Here is a 17031-nt window from a genome sequence, read left to right as displayed (position 1 = left end):
GAGCAAGATTTCGCTTTCTTTGCAGGCTATTTCGGGTTGGATTCCCGCTCCCTGCCCCAACCGATGTTCTCTTTTCTCCTACCCAAGCATGTCCAGCATGGGCGCCAGTTTGCCAAGGACGCGCGGAAGGTCCTCGATTACAAACGTGACCTGTGGGACGCCGAGACGGTGCAGCTATTCGAGAAGGAAATCACCGCGCTGGAGGCGGGCTGCAAGACGCGCGATGCCCAGCAGATCGAAAACGCCGCCAAGGCCTTGAACGTCATCTGCGCGGAGAATTTGCCCAAGGTCGACGACGCCGCCTGGCGGGAGAACTGCGAGGTCTTTCTCGTGGCCATCGTCGTAGCCCTCGCAGTGCGCACGTTCTTTCTCCAGCCTTTCACGATCCCCACCGGCTCCATGCAGCCCACCCTCAACGGCATCCTCGGCCACCCGACGACGCAGGAGCCGCCGAATGCGGTGGTCCGCTTGTGGGATACGCTGATCCACGGGCGGACCTGGATCAACGTGGTGGCGCAGGACGACGAGTCCATTGCCGACATGCAGGAAGTCTCCTGGCTTTTCTTTTTCACCTACACGCGGATTGAGACGAGCAGAGGCCACACCTACTGGGCGCACGCGCCGCTCACGACGTTGCGCGCGGCTTTTAACGTGGATTCGATCCCCAACTTTCACCGGGGCGAACCGATCGCTCGCGGCTACATCGATACCGGCGACCATGTTTTTGTCGACAAGATGTCCTATCAATTCCGTCCTCCACACCGGGGAGACGTCTTCGTTTTCAATACGCAGCACCTGCCCACGATCGACCGCCGGCATTCCGGCAGCAGCGAGCCCAACGACCCGACGCAGTTTGACTGGCCGCTCCTGGCCGGGCTGTGCGACCAATGGCACAACCGGGTCGATATGGATTCGCCCTCGCAATTCTACATCAAGCGACTGGTGGGCTTGCCGGGCGATGAATTGCGCGTGGATTCCCCGCGGCTCTTCGTCAATGGCAAGCCGGCCGAGGGCCTACCCTTCGAGCGGGTCATGTCCGCCAAGGACGGATACGAAGGCTACGGCTTCGGCACCTCGGGTTTCCTCGCCCCGCTCCTGCGCGCCGCCGACGAGCCCTTCACCCTTCCGGAGAAGCACTACTTCGCCATGGGGGACAACAGCTATCATAGCTCGGACAGCCGCGATTGGGGTCCGGTGCCACAGCAGAACATCATGGGCCGTGGCTTGTTCGTTTACTGGCCCTTCGGCCCGCACTGGGGTTTCATTCAATGACAGATGCGAGGCCGCCCAGGACGGCACACTATTTTGTAAGGCTATTGTAAAGAGACATGACACCTCTTCACCGCACCCTTAGCTCTCCACCGGCATTTCCTCTTACCCCCTCCGCTCTCCGCCTTTCTCTCCATGGCACGTCGCGCTAGTTCTTCCGCTCATCCCGCATGGATGCTCATCGCCGCGGCACTCGTCATCGCGGCCCTCGCCGGCGGTTATTTCCTTTTCGGCCGGACGAGTGATCCCTACCGCACCTACACGGCGCTCCCCGTCTCTGACTACCTGCAAAACTCCAACAGCCTCCGCGGCAACGTCTACAAACTCGACGCCACCGTCGGGCAATCGTTGCAATGGTCGCCCACCGTGGGCCGTTTGTTTTCCGTGGAGGTGCACGGCGATATGCTCCCGGTGCTCGTGCCGCCGTCCTTCAACAGTGTGAACATCGAAAAAGGGCAGCGGTTTTTCTTTCTGATCAAAGTGGAAGACCATGGCATTTTGACGGCACAGGATGTAAAGAAGTCCTAACCATTATGAAAACGCCCCCCCCGGTAAAACTTGGCCTCATCACTTGGGGCGCCTCCCTCCTGTTGGCGAGCGCGGCATTCGCGCAGGTGCCGGATGCGGCCCCGGCGCCCGCCCCCGCCGCGGGTGGCGGTGCTCCTGCTCCTGCTCAAGGCGGAGCCGCGGGTGGCGGACAGAAGAACGGCAGCTTCCTCGGCAAGGATGTCCCGGCCTTCGATCCCGGCAGCGAGATTCTCACTTGGGACGGCAAAAGCTGGAACGTCAACAACAACCGCGTTTTCCAGGCCCGTTTTGAGAAGTACCTCAACGCCCCGGAGCAAACGACCGCCATCGACCGGCAGTACCAAGCCGTCATCGCGCAGATCCTGAACCTCCTCGCACCGGGCAACGCCACCGTGCAAAATATCGATTCCGCCTTCCGGCTGCTCCCGCAGGGGTCGCGTTTCGATATCGATGCCCGGCTCTGCGATTCCGTGGCCGATGCAGTCTATAGCGCGTGGCGGGCGCAGAACGCCCAAAATCGTCTCGCCAACGCCAATGCGGCGCTCGATAGCGAACGCACACAGCAGTACTGGAACGCGCAGCACGTGAGCGCCGGCGACAACGCCCGGGAGGCTGGCTCCTCGGGAAATAGCGGCAAGAAAGGCGGCGGCTCCAAGGCGCCCTCGGCCACCGAGACTTTCGAGGACACGATGCGCATGACGGAGCACACCAAGCGCATCGCGGAGATCGAGGCGCAGATCAAGGCCAACTCGGTGAAGCGCGAGCTCAACTCGATCCAAGCCAAGGTCGAGTTCCAGGCCCTCATCCTGCAATTCTTCCTCCAGCGCCGCTTCCAGCACGTGCTCATGGCCACGCGCTTCTATCGCGCGGTCTTCTCCGATGGCGACACGAAGCTCAACGTGGGCAAGGACACCAAGGACCTTTTTGAAAAGAGCTCGGGCATGCCGCCCACCGTGGGCACGATCGATTCGCTGGCCAACGAAGCGCTGCGCGACGTGCGCGAAGGCGTGCAGGCCTACAACTTCCTGCTCGAGAAGCAGGAACTCGAAAGCGCCACCAAGCGCCTCGCCGAAGCCTTCACCGTGGGCGAATTCGTACCCGAGATTCGCACTCTCACGCGCGACAAGAAACGCCAGGCCCTGGAGTTCACCCACAAGACGAACCAGCTCATCTCCGCCATCGACGTGAAGGATTACACGATGGCCGAGCAGCTCGTGAATGACCTCGGCAAGATCGCCAAGGACTTCGACAACTCCAAGCCCATGGGCATCATCGGCACTTCGAAACAGGTTTCCGACATGCACCTGGCCAAGGCCCGCAAGGCCGCGCTCAAGGGCGACAATGCGACTCTCGAGGCGGAACTCACCGCCGCCACGGAACTCTGGCCGCGCAATCCCGCGCTTGCCGAGCTCTCCAAGAAAATCTTCATCCAGGGCGATGTGCAGCAAAAGGCGGTCATCGATTTCGAACAGCTCTTGAGCCAGAAAAACTACCGGCAGATCTACGAGGAAAGCCCGCGCTTCATGGGCGCGCTCGCCTTCTACCCGGACAAAGCGGCCAAGCTCAAGGAAGTGATGGAAAACATGAAGACCATCGAGGGCGCCTTGATGCGCGCCGATGAAATGGTGCGGCAGAACAACTATCCCGGCGCTTGGGAAAGCGTGGAAAAGATCGCCCAGCAATTCCCCGAGGACAACAAGTTGAGCAAGACCCGCGCGGACCTCACCCCGCACGCCGCCGATTTCGTCCGCACGCTGCAAGACGCGCAGGACATGGAAAAGCGCGACCAGGTCGGCTCCAGCCTCGCTTACTATCTGAAAGCCCGGAAGATCTATCCCGCGAGCGATTTCGCCGGCGACGGCGTCACCCGGCTGGTGAAGAAGATCGTTCCGGATAGCTAGGGGCGCAGCGGAAACCCCATCGCGCGTCACTCCCAGCGGAGCGCAGCGGCGGATCATGCCGCCCAAGGTTTTGCCCGTCTCGCGATTTGCTCACTCGTCGGCGCCAGCCGTTTTTCCTCCACTTGCCATTCTCCTGATGAAAACCCCCGCTACCTTCCTCGTCCTTTTTACCGCCCTGGGTCTCGCCAGCCTCGCCCAAGCCCAGGCTCCCGCCACACCCCAGGCCCGCCCGCGCAAGGCTTCCAACGATCCCGACGCGGGAAAATCGATCAATCAGAACAAAGCCACCCCGCCCGAGCGGATCAAGGCGATGAAAGACTTCAAGGTCGAGCTGCTCTACTCGGTGCCGATCGCCGAACAAGGTTCCTGGGTCGCCATGTGCGTGGATAACAAGGGTCGTCTCATCGTGAGCGACCAGTACGGCTCTCTCTACCGGTTCGCCCCGCCGGCCCCGGGCCAGCCGCTCGACCCCTCCACCATCGAGCACATCCCCGCCCCGATCAAAGCCGCCAATGGCTTGCTCTGGGCCTTCGATGCGCTCTGGGTAGGCGTAAACGACTACGAAAATGCGGAGAACGGCGGCCTCTACCGCATCACCTCCAGCCACCACGACGACCAGCTCGACACTGTCGAAAAACTCCGCGCCATGAAGGGCCGCGGCGACCACGGCATCCACGCCGTGTTGCCTGGACCGGACGGCAAGTCCGTCTTCCTCATCACCGGCGATGGCACCACGCCCACGGAGTTCAACCGCTCGCGCGTGCCGCTCCACTGGGGCGAGGACCACCTCCTGCCGCGCATGCCCGATGGCCGCGGTTTCATGCGCGACGTGCTCGCCCCCGGCGGCATCATTTACAAGATCTCCGCCGACGGCAAAGACTGGGAGGTCTGGTCCAGCGGCTTCCGCAATATCTACGACGGCGCCTTCGATAAATCCGGTGAGCTCTTCACCTACGACGCCGACATGGAGTACGACTTCAATACGCCGTGGTACCGGCCCACGCGCATCTGCCATTGTGTGAGCGGCGCGGAATTTGGCTGGCGCAACGGCGCCGGCAAATGGGCCGAATGGTATTCCGACAACCTCCCGCCGGTGCTGAACATCGGCCCCGGTTCGCCCACCGGCATGGTCTTCGGCTACGGCGCGAAATTCCCGGCCAAATACCAGAACGCGCTCTTCTGCCTCGACTGGAGCTGGGGCCGGCTCTACGCCGTGCATCTCCAGCCGCAAGGCGCGAGCTTCACGGCGACGAAGGAGGATTTCCTCAACGGCAGCCCCCTGCCCATGACCGACGCGGTCATCAATCCTGGCGATGGCGCGATGTATTTTACCATCGGTGGACGCAAGGTGCAGAGCGGCCTGTATCGTGTGACCTACACCGGCAGTGAGAGCACCGCACCGGCGCCGGCGCCCACCGCCGGCGAAGCGGCGCGCACGGCGCGGCATGAACTCGAAGCCTATCATCACGAGGATACCGGCGCCCTGGCCGCCGCGTGGCCGAAGCTGGGCGACAGCGACCGTTTCATCCGCTGGGCCGCGCGCACCGCCATCGAGCAGCAGCCGGTCAACACCTGGGCCGAAAAGGCGCTGGGCGAGACTGACCCGGCCAAACAAGTCGAGGCGCTGCTCGCGCTCGCCCGCTGCGGCGGCATCGATCCGTTGCATCGCAAGCCCACGGATTCGCCGATCGACACCGCCCTGCGCGCCAGGCTCCTCGCCGCGCTGGAGAAATTCGACTGGGCCACGCTGAACAACGAACAGCGCATCTGCCTCGTGCGCACGCTGCAGATTGCGCTCGTCCGCTTCGATCGTCCCGACGACGCCACGGTGAAGTCGCTCCTCGCAAAATTCGATCCGCTCTTCCCCGCGCCGACCTACGAACTCAACCGGCTCCTCTGCGAGGCGCTGGTCTATCTCCAGTCACCCAACGTCGCCGCCAAGGCGGTCCCCCTGCTCGAGAAAGCGCCCACGCAGGAGGAGCAGATGGAATACGCGCGTTCGCTGCGCATGCTCAAGACCGGCTGGACCACGCCGCTGCACACCGCCTATTTCGAGTGGTTCCTCAAGGCCGCGAACTATCGCGGCGGCGCGAGCTTCGAGAAGTTCATCGAATTCATCCGCAACGACGCCGTGGCCAGCTTGAGCGACAGCGAAAAGACCGAGCTCGCCGCCGTGCTCGCCAAAAAGCCCGTCCTGAAATCGCCCCTCGAAGCCGCGGCCACCGCCCTCGCCGGCCACACAACCGTCACCCCCTGGACGCTCGAACAGCTCAATCCACCCGCCGAGCTCAAGGGCCGCAACTTCGATACCGGCCACAAGATGTTCGCCGCCGTCGGCTGTTTCGCCTGCCATCGTTTTGGCAACGAGGGCGGCATGACCGGCCCCGACCTCACCCAGGCCGGCGGCCGTTACAACGCACGCGACCTGCTGGACAACGTCATCAACCCCAGCAAGGAGATCAACGAGCAGTTCGTCCCCACCGTCATCACCATGCTCGATGGCGCACAGCACATCGGCATGATCGTGAATCTCAATTCCGATTTCGTGAGCTTGAACACCGATCCAACTCAGCCGAATCAGCAGGAGCGGGTCGACCGCAAGCAAGTCAAGAGCATCGAACCCTCCAAGGTTTCCCTCATGCCTCCCGGCCTGCTCAATATCTTGAGCAAGGATGAAATCCTCGATCTCGCCGCCTATGTCCTGAGTGGCGGCGACCCGAAGAGTCCGGTATTTGCGCCGCATTAAGAGCGTTCTGCCAGGCGGATCCCGAATCGGAACGGAGCCATTCCGAAACACATCGGCGCAAGCTCAAGGTTTCTGATCACAGAGACTTTGATCACACTCTGGTCTCTTCCTCGTCCTCACCCATCAACAATCACATACCCGATTAAAAAATCTATCCTCCCGGTCAGAAAGGAAGGGTCTGACCGGGAGGATAAATGGAATCTTTCACCCACGTCAAGCCTCAATCGGCTTCCCGGCGAACGCGATTTTTCCTGCTCAATCCACCGTCGTCGTCACCACTGCGGGCGTCTTCCCGGGCCGATAAATCGACGCGCCATAGCAGATCGGCGCCGTGCCTTCCTTCCCGTAGCGGATCTTCTTGAACTCCGAATCCCAACGCTCGATGAACGAACAATTCGCCGTCTTCGCGCTGTTCGGAATCGGCAGATACCGCGCGTAGGTGATCGTCAGGAAAGCTCCATCGCCCGGCAACGGAAACGGCGCTGCCCAATTGTCCGTCAGTCGCACCAGCTTCGTCTTGTTCAAATCCAGCACGTAACAGGTATCGCCATCCATGCTGTTCAAGTGCAGCCCGAAAAACGCCAGGCGCAGCGGGCCGTCGAAATAATAGAAGCGCTCGGGATCATTCGAAGCGTGCAACAGTTCGTACAATCCTTCGAAGCCTTCCACCGTGCCCAATTTGGTTTCCTTCCCGGACTTCAGATCCCGCAGGAGATAGGCAGCGCCGTGTCCCGGACCGTCCACTCCATCCTCGTCGTTTTTTAACTCTGTGAGCACCAACTCGACCGAACCATCCGGCGACTTATAACCGGTTTGAGGTTCTCCCACTTGCGTAGGATTGCCGGGCAGCATTCTTCCGTCGGGCCAGTTCTTCGGCTCCATATTGGTGAAGAAGGGCGATGGGCGCTCCGTCGAATACCACTCCGGCGCCGCCACGAGCTTCTTCGTCTTCGCGCTCCGCGGCTCCACACTCCAGATTTCCTGTACGGTCTCGGATAGTTCCCGCGTGAAAACGATCACCGTTCCATCCGGCGCAAAAACCGGCGAGCGATCCTGCCCCTTGTCGTCCTGCGTCAATTGCCGCAGGAATCTCCCGTCTTCCGCATAAAGATAGAGATGCGCGTGACTCGTGCCCTGCGCTTGCAAGTAGCGGATGGCGATCACGATCTCGCCTGTAGCCGTGGATTTGCCCGCCTGATCTTTGGCCACGACAGCGCCCACGCCAAGCCATCCCAAGCCCAGAACCAAACCCACGATGCGGCGAACGAAACCAAGTCTCATGCCCGGATAGTGAGACGAAAATGGGCCGCCAGCCAAGATCAAGCTTGCCTTCTGGAGAGGTGGGCACCCCCCTTGACACACATGCTATGCTGCAAGCCATGGATGTTCTCTGTATGGAGACGGCTTGGAGGTTCTTCGGGAAGAGGAGTGTAATTCGCCTATGCCACGTGAATTTATCAGCTTAATGACGCCGGTGCATTCCGCCGCTCCGCTCGCGGAGGTTTCTACGGATGCAGCGGCGAAAGTCTGGTATCCGTCTCTGAATCTCGGGGTAGTTCCGGGTAGTTCCGACCGTAGAAATGCCACCAGCACACTGGATTCAGGCCACTCAATCGTATTCAATCGCGGTGAATCGTGCCTGATCGTGCCTGATAAAATTTCCGCACCTTTCCGTCGATACCGCGGTTTCATAATAAAATCACCACCGGATGTCACCCATTCTCTCCACCTCCGTTCGCCTATCTGAACACGGGCCGAACATAAGACCTACGTAGTTTCACCTTCCCGGGTTTTTGCACTTGTGAATTCCATTCCGGACACTACTTCTTTTTCGCAAATGAATTTGCCCAACGAGGCGGGCTCGCCCCGCTCGGATGACTCGGACCGCGGAGCTAGCAGGGCGCCCCGACAATTGTCGGACCTGCAGAAGACCATCACTATGGCGCAAATCGCGAAGGCTGCCGGCGTATCGCAAGGAGCCATTTCGTCGCTTTTGAACGACCGGGACTACGGCATCCGCGTGAGCGAAAAGACCCGCGAACGCGTCTTCAAGGTTTGTCGCGAAATGGGCTACATCCCGAATGACCTGCGGGCGGTGGTCCGCATGTATCCGGAACTCGGCGATTTCTGCCTGCTGCTCTCCACCGCGATCGAAGGCGGGTTGCACGATCCCTTCGTGCATCGACTTGTGGCGTCGGCCATGACAGCGGTGCCGGATATTTCGCATCCGCTTGGCCTCGCTTACTACGACGAGACTCAGGATTATTCTGCCGCGGGCACGTTGCCGCACCCCATCCGCGTCGGCACCTATTCCAAGTTTCTCGTCCATGGCGCGCCCAATCCCTCGTTGCTGGAGGCGCTTTACCGGCGCGGGCTGCCGGTCGTTTCCCTCGGCTACGATACCCCGTTGCCGGGCGTGGTGAGTTTCGTGCCGGATTACACCCAGGCGGCCATCCTCGCCATCGAGCACCTGGTCCAGCTTGGCCACCAGCATTTGGGGATCATCTCCAGCGCGTTCGGTTCCACGCATCCCAAGACCCTCGAGCTGAATCACGGCGTCAGCGTGGCTTGTGAAAAATTCGGCCTGCCGATCGAAACCCAGCACATCGTCTACGGCGATCTCTCCGAGCAGGCGGGGCGGCTGGCACTGGAGGAATTCTTGACGCGCCAACCTGCACCCACCGCCATCTTTGCCATGAGCGACCGGGCCGCGCTGGGCGTTCTTTCCCTGGCCCAAAGCCGCGGCCTCCAGGTGCCGGGGGATTTGAGTATCGTCGGTTGCTCGGACGATCCCGGGAGCCAGACGGTGTATCCGCCGTTGACGACGGTGCATTTGCCCGCGGAGGAAATGGCCGCCCAAGGCATCCGCGAGATCGATCGCCTCGTGAACACCGCAGTCGTCGACGCCGCACGCAAGGAACTGCTGCCCGTGCGCCTGATTTCCCGGGCGTCCACCGGTCCGGCCAGAAAGTTGCAAAAAGTTTAATCAAACGCTTGACGACCCCCACGGTCTTGCACGAGAAGTGCGCCCCCTCATGAAAATCTACTATTACATTTCGGTTGCCGCCGCCGCGCTGGCGCTCGTTTTGAGCATCGTGCTGTTCGCGGTCGGCAGTTCCAATCAAACTCTCCAGAACGAGGTGCAGGCCCAGCAGGTCGAGCTCCAGAAGCAGCAGGAAGAGATCAACAAGGGTCAGGCGATCAGCCAGAAGGTCGGCCCGGAGTTGCTGCGCGACATGGCCGTTGCCTCGACCAAGAACGAGAAGATGAAGCAGTTGCTGGCCAAGAATGGCTACACGGTGAACATGGCGACGCCGGCACCCGGCTCGGCCACCCCCGCAGCTAAAGCCCCCGCTCCCGCTCCCGCCTCCGAACCCGGCCGCCTCCAACCCTAATTTCACCCCATGAGCACCGAACCCGATTACAATTTCAATCCGCCCGCGGCCTCCGGCTCGAACGGCATCTCCATTCTTCTTCCCTTCGCGCTTCTTTCCGCGGCGATCGCCGTCGTGATGGTCGCGCAGACGGTCAACGTCTTCAAGGCGCGCACCAGCCTGCGGGATGGCAAGACCCAACTCACCGACGCCTATCAAAAGCGTCAGACGCTGGTGAAGCAATCCGCTGACATCCAGCAGAAGCTGCAGGCCTTGGTCCTGGATCTCCTGCTCCTGGCCAAGACGGATGACGACGCCAAGGCGATCGTCGGGAAATACAATATCCAGCAAAACGCTCCCGAAGGTTCTTCGGCCCCGGCCCCCGAACCGGCCAAATAACGAGCCACCCGCTTCCAGCCGCAAGGCAAAACCAAAAGCCCGGCCATCGCGCCGGGCTTTTCGTTTTTCTTGTGCTCTTTCACAGTTAGATTCACCGCCGTGTCCGCCCTCACTTCCCTCGCCAAGTCCGCTCGTGGCATCGTGCAGAAACTGCAGGAGGCCGGTCACATCGCGTACTACGCCGGCGGCTGCGTGCGCGACCAGTTGATGGGGGAACAGCCGCACGACTTCGATATCGCCACCAGCGCCCACCCGGAGCAGGTGCAGAAGCTCTTTCGCCGCACCGTGGCCGTGGGCGCGCACTTCGGCGTGATCGTGGTCATGGACGGCAGTTTCGAATTTCAGGTCGCCACCTTTCGCAACGATGGCCAGTACCTCGACGGGCGCCGCCCGGAATCGGTCAGCTTCGCCACGCCCGAGGAGGATGCGGCCCGGCGCGACTTCACCATCAATGGCCTCTTCTTCGATCCCATCGCCGACCGGCTCATCGACTACGTCGGCGGCCAGCAGGATCTCGCGAAGAAACTGCTGCGCGCCATCGGCAATCCCTACGATCGCTTCCGTGAGGACCGGCTGCGCCTGCTCCGCGCCGTGCGCTTCGGCACCACGCTGGGCTTCGATCTCGAAGGCGCCACCTGGCGCGCGGTCTGCGAGAATGCGCAACACATCAATGAAGTCAGCGCCGAGCGGATTCGAGAGGAGTTGGTGAAGATCTTCCTCTCGCCACGACGGGTGCGCGGCTTCGATCTGCTGGATGAAAGCGGCCTGCTGGCGGCTACGCTCCCGGAAGTCGAGGCGCTCAAGGGCTGCGAACAACCGCCGCAGTTTCATCCCGAGGGCGATGTCTTCGTGCACACGCGCATCATGCTCGGCCTGCTCCCGGCCCAAGTCTCGGTGCCGCTGGTTCTATCGGTGCTGTTCCACGATATCGGCAAGCCGGGGACTTTCTCCGTCGACCCAGACGGCCGCATCCGCTTCAGCGGCCACGACAAGCTCGGCGCGGAGATGACCGTGGTGCTCATGAGCCGCCTGCGCTTTTCTCGCGCCGAGATCGACGCCACGGTCGAGGCCGTGGCCAATCACATGGTCTTCAAGGACGTGCAACAAATGCGCGTGGCGAAGCTCAAGCGCTTCCTCGCGCGGCCGCACATCGAGGACGAATTGGAGCTGCACCGGGTCGACTGCACAAGCAGCCACGGCCTGCTCGACAACTACGAGTATCTCAACACCAAGCGCACGGAATTCGCCAGCGAACCCCTGATTCCCCCGCCCCTCATCACCGGCCGCGATCTCATCGCGCTGGGGCTGCGGCCCGGGCCGCGCTTCACCGAAATCCTCGAGGCCGTGCAGTCGCGCCAGTTGGAAGGCACGCTCACCACGCCGGAGGCCGCTCTGGAGTGGATCAAGAGCGACTGGCTAAAGGAGCCCAAATGAAGGCCGGTCGAAAGAACAAAGAAGGGTTCGAAACCGCCAATTCCTAAGTAGCGCCCGCCTCGCAGGTGGGCTAAGAACACCACCTCCATGTCCGCCATCGAACACAACGACCCCCTCAACGCCCAGATCCTCGCCGTTTCCGAGGACAAGATTCAGGGCTTTGTCCGTGAACCTTTCGTCGCCATCGCCGAGCGCAGCGGTGTGCCGCTGGAGACCGTGCTCGAGCGGCTCAAGACGATGCTCGCCGCCGGCACCATCCGCCGCATCCGGCAGACGCTCGTGGCCAGCAATCTGGCCGAAGGCGCGCTCGTCGCCTGGAAGGTCTCGGAAGAGAAACTGAACGGCGCCTTCGACTTCATGTTCCAGCAGGACCCATTCAGCGGGCATGTCGTGGTGCGCTCCACCGACACCGCGACCACCGGCAGCGAATACCGCCTGTGGACCACGCTCAAGACACCGGTCGGCACGTCGATGGCCGATCATTGCGAAGTGCTCATGCGCCATACGGGCGCGACGCATTACAAGCTCATGCCAGCCAAGGGCATTTTCGCGCTCGGCGTCGGCCACGTCCGGCGCAAGACGATCGAACCCGGCGACAAGGCCGAAGCGCCCGCCAAAATGATCAAGGTGGGCGTGGTCAATCTCACCGATCTCGAGTGGGACGTGCTCCTCGCCCTCAAGCGCGAGTTGACGCTCGACGAAGTGCGCGTCGGCTTGTGGGCAACCCGCGCTGCCGAAGCCGGGGTCGATCTCGATACTTTCTGTCGCGTCGCCGAAGACCTCAACAGCTGTCAGGTCATCGGTCGCTTCTCCACCTTCCTCGAGCACGTGAAACCGTCCGCCACCGGCCAGCGCGTCACCCGTTTCAACGCCCTCTTCCACTGGCGCGTGCCGGTGGGCCGTGAGCTCGAAGCCGGCGGCGAAGTCGGTCGACACGACATCCTCACACACTGCTACTGGCGCGAAGGCGGCCCGGAATTCAACAACGTCAACATCATGGCCGTGTGCCACGGCACCGAGAAGGATCGCGTCTTCGCCCACAAGGCGGCCATCGATGCCCACCTGGCCAGCATCGGCATCCCCGTGACCTATACGAACGTCTTTTGGGGCGGCCGCAGCGAGATCAAGCCCAGCGAGATTTCGCCCAAGCTTCACCGCGAGTGGCTGGATAAAATGCGGACGCCAGAGACAGCCTCTGCCTAAAGGGACGCGTCCTCAGGCGCCGGGCAATCCGGCTCCGAAATGCGTGTTTTGCGGCGGAAATAGTCAATTTTCCGCAATGGAGCCAATGGAACCAATGGAGCCATGCACATTTTCCGCCGGGTTATGCCAGGATAGCGGACATGAAATCCGACGACCCCCTGACCCTGGCGACGGCCCGATCGCACCCGAGCCGCGCACCATCCAACCGTAACTTAAAAACGCTACCCCGCGGGCGAAGGCCGCCGGCGCCGCGGAGAAACGGGCCGCGGATTTAAGGTGCCTTAAGCCCAGTTAAGCCGATTTAAGGTGCGAGATTTTTTTCGAGGCCGCCGAATACGTGAGCCCGGCCGCTTAGTTCTCCGGCTTATCGATATCGAGATAGGTCGGCGTGCGATCCTGCGAATGCCCGCCGAAAGACTCGATTCGCATCTCCTTCAAGATCCACAAACCATCCCCCAGCGATTGCCCGCTGATGACCTTGAACCGGCGCGACAACTTCCCCGCCTTATCGAAAGCCTCCGCCTGCATCATCGCCCCCGTCTTCTTGCTGATCCAGAGATCGACCTTGCTGTATTGCGTGTCGCCGCGCTCTCCCGGTTCCACCCGCACGATCCAGCACTTTTGCAGGAGCATGGTCTGCTCGCCTTGCACGGTAGCCGTGGGCCAGTAGAGGAAGCACAGCGAAAGGTCTTCGTAGCTGATATCGGTTTCGCGCACCCGATCGTCGAAGCGCCGCGGCGAGACCTTGGCCGCCTTGCCATCGGTGATCTCCTCGAGCCGCGCTTCTTTTTCGCCCAGTCGCAATTGGATGACCTGCGCCGGATCGGTGAATTCGTAGCGAATCGTGCCGCTCGCGCAGATGAGGCGGAACGGCAGGCTCTTGCCGCCGGTGCGAATCTCGCCCTTCAGCGCCCGATTTTGCGCGGACTGCGCGACGCGCACGGTCTTCAAGATCGCATGCGGATCGGGCGCGTCTTCGGCGCGCAACGGCCCGTTGAACAACCCGAGCGCCGCCAAAAGAATTGCGATGTGTGACTTCATGCCCATACCTTCGCAAGGCTCAGCGATTCCCGCATGGACCAAAAGCTCCTTTTTCTCATCAACCGGCAGTGGACGGATCCCCTGTTGGATCGCCTCATGGCCCTGCTCTCGAGCTTCCCGGCGTGGATCCCGTTCATGGTGGTGCTCATCGCGCTACTCTTCTGGCGCGGGGGATTTCATGCGCGGGCGTTCGTCCTCTGTGCAGGCCTCATCGTGGGCATCAACGACGGCGTGATCTCGAAAGGACTCAAACACCTCGTGAGCCGGCCACGGCCCCACCAGAGCATCGACGGCGTGCGCCAGGTGGACCTCGGCAAAGCCACTCCGCGCATCCTTGCCATCGCCCGACCCTTGAAAATCAAGCTCTCCGAGGCCGCGCCCGATCTCGAAGGGATCGACGGCCGCTCGTTTCCCTCTTCCCATACTGTGAATACCATCTCGGTCGCCCTGCTGACGGCTTGCTTTTACCGGCGCCGCGGCTGGCTCGCTTTTCTCCCGGCGCTGGCCGTCTCTTATTCGCGGATCTACACCGGCTCGCATTGGCCGAGTGATGTCCTCGCCTCGATCTTTCTCGGCCTCGGCGCGACCCTCCTCCTGCTCTGCGCGCTGGAATGGCTCTGGCAAAAGTGGGGCGGCCGGGTCACACCCGCGCTGCACGTGTCGCACCCGAGCCTCCTCCATTCATGAACCCACGCCGGCTGCTCTTTCTTTTTCTCGGCGCACTCACGGTCTTCCGGCTCGTCTACATCACGCAGCTCGAGCTCATTTCCGATGAGACTTACTACCTGCAGTGGTCGCAACATCTCGACCTGAGCTACTTCAGCAAGGGGCCCGGTATCGCGCTGGCGCTGTGGCTGAGTACTCACATTTTCGGCGACGGCGCCTTCGGTGTCCGCGTGCTCAGTCCCTTGCTGGCGCTCGGCACGAGCCTGCTCATGTTCTTTTTCGCCCGCCGGCTCTACGGAGAAACGGTCGCCATCTGGACGGTGCTGATGTTGAGCTTTGCCCCGATCTACGAAGCCGGTGCACTGCTCATGACCATCGACCCGCTCTCGATGTTTTTCTGGATGGCCGCGCTCTACACTTTCTGGCTGGCCTTGGAAAAGAGCCCGGGCTTCAGCGCCTGGTGGCTCGTCACGGGCGTGCTGATTGGCCTCGGTTTTCTCGCGAAATACACCAACGCGATGCAGCTCCTCTCGATCCTGCTCCTGCTGGCGCTCACCCCGAAATATCGCGGCGAATTATGGCGGCCGGGCTTTTACGCCATGCTGGGCGTGTTCGCGCTTTTCACCGCGCCGGTGATCGTCTGGAACTCCCAGCACGCCTGGATCACCCTGCTGCATTTGAAGGCCCGGGGCGGGCTCGATAGCGGGCCGCGCTTCAATCCGCTGGAGTTCCTCGAATTTCTCGGGATGCACCTGGGCGTGTATTCCCCGCTCATCTTCGGCGCCATGCTCGCCGCCCTGGTCTGGGCATGGAAGAAGTCGCGCGCGCATTTCAAGCCGCGGTTCCTCATGGCTTTCACGCTGCCGCTCTTCGTCATGTATTTCACGCTGTCGTTCAAACGCGCCGGCGAGCCCAACTGGACCGCGCCGGCGACGCTTTCCCTGGCGATCCTCACGGTGGTCTTCTGGCTGGAACTGGCCAAAGAGAAAAGGTGGGCGCGCATTTACGCGGTCGCCGGGCTCGCCCTCGGCGGGATCATGACCGTAGTGGGGCTCGACATGGACCTGATTCGGCGCGCCGGATTTCCTCTTTCCCACGATGCCGACCCCAGTGCGCGGCTGCGCGGCTGGCGCACGACGGCGGAGAAGATCGAAGAAATTCGCGACGCCTACGAGGCCGAGCACGGGGAGAAGGTCTTCCTCATCGCCAACAAATACGGCACCGCGGCCAGCATCGGCTTCTATCTGCCGCACCCGCGCCCCGAGATGGAGGGTTTTCCGCCGGTCTATGTGCCGGAATCCGCCTGGCCGGAAAACCAGTTCTACTTCTGGCCGCGCTACGACGGGCTGATCGACTACACCGATGCCGCGCGCGAAAAGCTGCGCCCGGGCAGCAATCTCGATCCGGCGGTCCGTGCCGAGCTCGCCGCGGCGCTCGAAGCCATGCCCACCGCGTCCGGCGCCATCCCCAGCGACGAAGTCCGCCTGAAGTTTCTCCACGCGCTCAAGGCCGCCGCCCCGGAACTCGGGATCGACGATTATTACACGGAATCCTTTGGCTACAGCCCCTTCGTCGGGCGGACGGCGCTCTACATCACCGACCGGGACGACGAATCCCGGCCACCGGACGTCTTTGAGCGCACCTTTGCCCACAGTGAGATGATCGCCTGCTTCAACGTCCTGCGGCGCGGCACCTCGCTACGCCAGATCCGGGTCTTCGCCTGCACGGGCTATCACCTGCAGGAGTTGTAAGCTCTTGGCACTGCCTTCTCGATCCTGCATCCTGACCGTCCCATGCCCGCTGTCTCCGTCGTCATCCCGCTCTACAATGAGGAGGATAACATCGCCGAACTGGAAAAAGAACTCGCCGCCGCGCTCGCGGGGATCGATCACGAGATCATCCTCGTGGACGATTGCTCGTCGGATCAGACCCTTGCCCGGATCGAGCGCCGTCCGGAAGTGCGAGTCATCGAATTCGCCAAGAATACCGGCCAAAGCGCCGCCATGTATGTCGGCATCCAAGCCGCGCGCGGCGACGTGATCGTACTCCTCGACGGCGACCGGCAGAACGATCCCGCCGACATCCCCAAGCTCCTCGCCGGTATTGCCGAAGGCGCGGACCTCGTCTGTGGCTATCGCGCGAATCGCAAGGACACCACCTTCAAGCGCATCCAGAGCCGCATCGCCAATGCGGTGCGCAGCCGGTTCACCGGGGATGGCGTGCGCGACACCGGCTGCACGCTCAAGGCCATGCGCCGCGAATGCCGCGAGGCCCTCGTGCCCTTTTACGGCATGCACCGCTTCATTCCGGCGCTGATCAAGGGCATGGGCTACAAGATCTCCGAAGTCCCCACCCACCATCGCCCGCGCACCGCCGGGGTGAGCAAATACGGCTTCGGCAACCGCGCCTGGAAGGCCACCTGCGACATGTTCGCGGTCAAATGGCTGCTTTCGCGACAATTCCAGATCCG

The 17031-nt window shown here is 62.0% G+C and carries 14 protein-coding genes; 12 read left to right on the top strand and 2 right to left on the bottom strand.

What is annotated here, in order from left to right:
* Window positions 1–63 precede the first annotated feature (63 nt).
* The 4 genes from lepB (at window position 64) to ABJF10_RS09180 (ending at window position 6444) form a co-directional block, all read left to right on the top strand.
* A complete protein-coding gene (gene lepB, locus ABJF10_RS09195; protein ID WP_348544256.1) occupies window positions 64–1272 on the top strand; it encodes a signal peptidase I in 1209 nt (402 codons plus the stop codon).
* A gap of 132 nt (window positions 1273–1404) precedes the next feature.
* Complete coding sequence (locus ABJF10_RS09190; protein ID WP_348544255.1) at window positions 1405–1797, top strand: hypothetical protein; 393 nt, start codon at window positions 1405–1407, stop codon at window positions 1795–1797.
* 5 nt (window positions 1798–1802) lie between these two features.
* Window positions 1803–3698, top strand: a complete 1896-nt coding sequence (locus tag ABJF10_RS09185) for a hypothetical protein (RefSeq protein ID WP_348544254.1) — start codon at window positions 1803–1805, stop codon at window positions 3696–3698.
* Between the two features lie 136 nt (window positions 3699–3834).
* Window positions 3835–6444, top strand: coding sequence for a heme-binding protein (locus tag ABJF10_RS09180; RefSeq protein ID WP_348544253.1), 2610 nt, complete (start codon window positions 3835–3837; stop codon window positions 6442–6444).
* A gap of 255 nt (window positions 6445–6699) precedes the next feature.
* On the opposite strand, the gene ABJF10_RS09175 is transcribed toward ABJF10_RS09180, so the two are convergent.
* Complete coding sequence (locus ABJF10_RS09175; protein ID WP_348544252.1) at window positions 6700–7725, bottom strand: hypothetical protein; 1026 nt, start codon at window positions 7723–7725, stop codon at window positions 6700–6702.
* Window positions 7726–8383: 658 nt separating this feature from the next.
* Here ABJF10_RS09175 and ABJF10_RS09170 point away from each other — a divergent pair.
* From ABJF10_RS09170 to ABJF10_RS09150, 5 genes are all read left to right on the top strand, one after another.
* Window positions 8384–9430, top strand: coding sequence for a LacI family DNA-binding transcriptional regulator (locus ABJF10_RS09170; protein ID WP_348544251.1), 1047 nt, complete (start codon window positions 8384–8386; stop codon window positions 9428–9430).
* Window positions 9431–9479: 49 nt separating this feature from the next.
* Window positions 9480–9839: a hypothetical protein gene (locus ABJF10_RS09165; RefSeq protein ID WP_348544250.1), complete on the top strand. Its 360-nt coding sequence runs from the start codon at window positions 9480–9482 to the stop codon at window positions 9837–9839.
* Window positions 9840–9848: 9 nt separating this feature from the next.
* Window positions 9849–10217: a hypothetical protein gene (locus ABJF10_RS09160; RefSeq protein ID WP_348544249.1), complete on the top strand. Its 369-nt coding sequence runs from the start codon at window positions 9849–9851 to the stop codon at window positions 10215–10217.
* Window positions 10218–10316: 99 nt separating this feature from the next.
* Window positions 10317–11651: a CCA tRNA nucleotidyltransferase gene (locus ABJF10_RS09155; protein ID WP_348544248.1), complete on the top strand. Its 1335-nt coding sequence runs from the start codon at window positions 10317–10319 to the stop codon at window positions 11649–11651.
* Window positions 11652–11738: 87 nt separating this feature from the next.
* On the top strand, window positions 11739–12854 hold the full coding sequence (locus tag ABJF10_RS09150; protein ID WP_348544247.1) for an Lrp/AsnC family transcriptional regulator: 1116 nt from the start codon (window positions 11739–11741) through the stop codon (window positions 12852–12854).
* 351 nt (window positions 12855–13205) lie between these two features.
* Here the strand turns inward: ABJF10_RS09150 and ABJF10_RS09145 are convergent, their stop codons facing one another.
* The gene (locus tag ABJF10_RS09145) at window positions 13206–13895 is read right to left on the bottom strand and encodes an outer membrane lipoprotein-sorting protein (RefSeq protein WP_348544246.1); all 690 of its coding nucleotides are present in this window, start codon (window positions 13893–13895) and stop codon (window positions 13206–13208) included.
* A 33-nt stretch (window positions 13896–13928) separates the two neighbouring features.
* Between ABJF10_RS09145 and ABJF10_RS09140 the strand changes: the two genes are divergently transcribed.
* The 3 genes from ABJF10_RS09140 to ABJF10_RS09130 form a co-directional block, all read left to right on the top strand.
* On the top strand, window positions 13929–14582 hold the full coding sequence (locus tag ABJF10_RS09140) for a phosphatase PAP2 family protein (RefSeq protein ID WP_348544245.1): 654 nt from the start codon (window positions 13929–13931) through the stop codon (window positions 14580–14582).
* Entirely contained in the window at window positions 14579–16312 is a 1734-nt protein-coding gene (locus ABJF10_RS09135; protein WP_348544244.1) for a glycosyltransferase family 39 protein, read from the top strand. The genes ABJF10_RS09140 and ABJF10_RS09135 overlap by 4 nt, the downstream gene beginning before the upstream one ends.
* A gap of 42 nt (window positions 16313–16354) precedes the next feature.
* Window positions 16355–17031, top strand: a 677-nt coding sequence (locus ABJF10_RS09130) for a glycosyltransferase family 2 protein (protein WP_348544243.1), incomplete at its 3' end; no start/stop codon positions are given.

It is taken from the genome of Chthoniobacter sp., assembly GCF_040003245.1.
Classification (GTDB): Bacteria; Verrucomicrobiota; Verrucomicrobiia; order Chthoniobacterales; family Chthoniobacteraceae; genus Chthoniobacter.
The sequence above is the reverse complement of the archived record's forward strand: the minus strand, read 5'-3'. Positions and strand labels throughout refer to the sequence as shown.

Bases quoted from the DNA above. Each gene is read 5' to 3' on its own strand.
- ABJF10_RS09145 (WP_348544246.1), bottom strand. From the start codon at position 13,895: ATGAAGTCACACATCGCAATTCTTTTGGCGGCGCTCGGGTTGTTCAAC.
- ABJF10_RS09160 (WP_348544249.1), top strand. From the start codon at position 9,849: ATGAGCACCGAACCCGATTACAATTTCAATCCGCCCGCGGCCTCCGGC.
- ABJF10_RS09180 (WP_348544253.1), top strand. From the start codon at position 3,835: ATGAAAACCCCCGCTACCTTCCTCGTCCTTTTTACCGCCCTGGGTCTC.
- ABJF10_RS09170 (WP_348544251.1), top strand. From the start codon at position 8,384: ATGGCGCAAATCGCGAAGGCTGCCGGCGTATCGCAAGGAGCCATTTCG.
- ABJF10_RS09190 (WP_348544255.1), top strand. From the start codon at position 1,405: ATGGCACGTCGCGCTAGTTCTTCCGCTCATCCCGCATGGATGCTCATC.
- ABJF10_RS09135 (WP_348544244.1), top strand. From the start codon at position 14,579: ATGAACCCACGCCGGCTGCTCTTTCTTTTTCTCGGCGCACTCACGGTC.
- ABJF10_RS09140 (WP_348544245.1), top strand. From the start codon at position 13,929: ATGGACCAAAAGCTCCTTTTTCTCATCAACCGGCAGTGGACGGATCCC.
- ABJF10_RS09175 (WP_348544252.1), bottom strand. From the start codon at position 7,725: ATGAGACTTGGTTTCGTTCGCCGCATCGTGGGTTTGGTTCTGGGCTTG.
- ABJF10_RS09165 (WP_348544250.1), top strand. From the start codon at position 9,480: ATGAAAATCTACTATTACATTTCGGTTGCCGCCGCCGCGCTGGCGCTC.
- ABJF10_RS09150 (WP_348544247.1), top strand. From the start codon at position 11,739: ATGTCCGCCATCGAACACAACGACCCCCTCAACGCCCAGATCCTCGCC.
- ABJF10_RS09185 (WP_348544254.1), top strand. From the start codon at position 1,803: ATGAAAACGCCCCCCCCGGTAAAACTTGGCCTCATCACTTGGGGCGCC.
- lepB (WP_348544256.1), top strand. From the start codon at position 64: ATGTTCTCTTTTCTCCTACCCAAGCATGTCCAGCATGGGCGCCAGTTT.